The organism is Geminicoccus flavidas (assembly GCF_009806515.1).
GTDB classification, from domain to species: Bacteria; Pseudomonadota; Alphaproteobacteria; order Geminicoccales; family Geminicoccaceae; genus Geminicoccus; species Geminicoccus flavidus.
On record NZ_WUJP01000804.1, the window covers coordinates 1 to 2,128 of the forward strand.

At 69.1% G+C, this 2,128-nt stretch carries 3 protein-coding genes and 1 pseudogene; 1 reads left to right on the forward strand and 3 read right to left on the reverse strand.

Translation table 11 applies throughout. The features are described 5' to 3' along the window. The 3 genes and pseudogenes from EQG76_RS23100 to EQG76_RS23110 form a co-directional block, all read right to left on the reverse strand. Positions 1-377: pseudogene (locus EQG76_RS23100) on the reverse strand (23S rRNA (adenine(2503)-C(2))-methyltransferase RlmN); the annotation flags it as partial. An 8-nt stretch (positions 378-385) separates the two neighbouring features. Next, positions 386-922, reverse strand: coding sequence for an invasion associated locus B family protein (locus tag EQG76_RS23105; RefSeq protein ID WP_159716683.1), 537 nt, complete (start codon positions 920-922; stop codon positions 386-388). A 114-nt stretch (positions 923-1,036) separates the two neighbouring features. Beyond that, positions 1,037-1,612, reverse strand: a complete 576-nt coding sequence (locus EQG76_RS23110; RefSeq protein ID WP_235031524.1) for an RNA methyltransferase — start codon at positions 1,610-1,612, stop codon at positions 1,037-1,039. A gap of 142 nt (positions 1,613-1,754) precedes the next feature. On the opposite strand from EQG76_RS23110, the gene EQG76_RS23115 reads away from it, so the two are divergent. Continuing rightward, a partial coding sequence (locus EQG76_RS23115) for an alcohol dehydrogenase catalytic domain-containing protein (RefSeq protein ID WP_159716685.1) occupies positions 1,755-2,128 on the forward strand: 374 nt, incomplete at its 3' end.

Genomic DNA, 2,128 nt, shown 5'->3' on the forward strand with positions numbered 1-2,128 from the left:
CAGCCAACCTGGGTCGAGACGCACAAGGCACCCCGGTCGTCCTGCGGGATGAACACGCACTCGACTTCCTGGCCGTCGAAGAAGCGCAGCAGCCACTTGCGTGTCCCGTCGGTCGACTGCTGCTCGACCACAATCTCGGGCCTGGCCACCGAGAACCGTTCGGCCAGCCGCGCGCGCGTCTCCTTGGACAGGGTGGTCATCTGCTCGAACGAGGCGGCACCCCGGCAGTAGATCCAGTGGAACAACTGGCGGGCGCGCATTGGCCGCTTGGCTTCCGGCTCGCCGATCTCGGCGAGGGCGGCCTCCAGGCCGGCGCGGTCCGCCCCGATCAGGCTGGGCAGCCCGTCGGCGGCCAGGGGCTTTCTCAGTTCGGGCACGTTCTGTCTCAGCCTCGGTGCACCGGCGGCGTCGCCAGACTCGCCGTGCCGCCGCAGGTGGCGGACAAGGCGTTGTAGGCGTCGGTGAAGCCGGAGAGGGAATAGGTGTCGATCGAGTTGGTGCCGCGGGTGGAGGTGGCGCGCACCACCGCCTCACGGCCACGCCGCATCGCGTTGATCGCCTTCTTGTCGTCCTCAGAGCTCTTGGCCCAGGCCTGCTCGTCGCTAGTGAAGAAGCTGAGCGCCGTGCCGTCGATCTGCACCGCGACCTCGCTGCCCTTCTTGTAGGTATAGCCCACCCGCACGCTCACCTCGTCGATCGGCGGATTGGCCGGGATGCGGGCGACGATGATGAAGGGATTGCCGCGGGACTTGTAGTTGCCCTCCTGCTTCTTCGGCTCGGACGCGATGTAGCAGAGCTTCTCACCGCCCTCGACCATGTAGAGGTTCCAGTCCTGGTGGTTCGACACGAGCTTGGGCGCAGCCAGGGCCAGGGCGGGAACGAAGGTCGCGAGCGACAAAACGACAGCGGCGAGCGCCTTCATGCAACTCGGCTCCGACAACTTGGATGGTGGGCTTGGGGGTCCAGCATAGCGCTGCCGGGCACGGACCTGAAGAGGGCGTTGCCGACGCAGCCCGGTCTCGGCCACCACCCGGGCTCAGCCACCGGACGCCCCGGCGGCGCGGGCCCGGCGCAGAACCACCCCACCATGGACATGCGGGGCGGGCGCTTGCACCGGCCCGCCTGGCATCACCGGGCGCTCGCCGAACCGGCCGAGCGTGAGCTGGCGGTCATACATGACGATCGCCGCGGCAATCGCGAGGTTGACGCAAAACCGCGTGGGGATCCGCACCACATGGTCGCAGCGCGCCAGCATAGCCGGGCTCAGCGACGCGCGCTCCGGGCCGAACACATAGGCGGCCGCCGAGGGGTGGCGGAACGAGGGCAGCGGCACCGCGTCGTCGGTGAGCTCCACCCCCACCAGCTTCGCCCCGTGCGGCAGGGCCAGCTCCTCCGGGCTGCGGTGCCGGAACACCGGCAGGCTCAGATGGGCGCGCGACGTGTCGGTCCGCCCGGCCTGGCGCAGGGTGGTGGCCGGGTCGACCAGGAAAAGATAGGCGGCGCCGAAGGCGTGGGCGGTGCGCATCAGGTTGCCGAAGTTCACCTCCTTGGAGATGGCTTCCGCCCCGATCGCGAACCAGCCGCGAAGTGGTTGCTCGGACATGCTGCCCATTTAGGCAGTCCAAGCCGGCTGGAAAAGGTTCGGCGGGAACCAGCCATGCCGGAACGGGCGGGCGGCGACCTTTTCGCGGCCGCAAGCTGCGCCTAGGATTGTCCACCAGTGGTTGCTTCACCGGATCGTATGGAAACCGTCGATGCGCGCGTTGGTCTGTGAGCAGACGCGGGGTCTGGAAGGCCTCGCCCTGAAGGAGCTGCGCGATCCGGAGCCAGGGGCCTGCCATGTCCGGATCGAGGTGGCCGCGGCCGGGGTCAATTTCGCCGACCTCCTGATGCTGGAGGGCCGCTACCAGGAGCGCCCGCCCGTGCCGTTCGTGCCGGGGCTGGAAGTGGCCGGCACGATCGACAAGGTGGGTGCCGGCGCGGTGATGGGCGGCGTCGAGCCCGGCCAGCGAGTGCTGGCCTTTCTCGATCATGGCGGCTTTGCCGAGAAGACCCTGGCCCGGGCCGAGGACGTGATCCCGATCCCGGACGAGGTGGACGACGTGACCGCGGCCGGGCTCGCCATCAC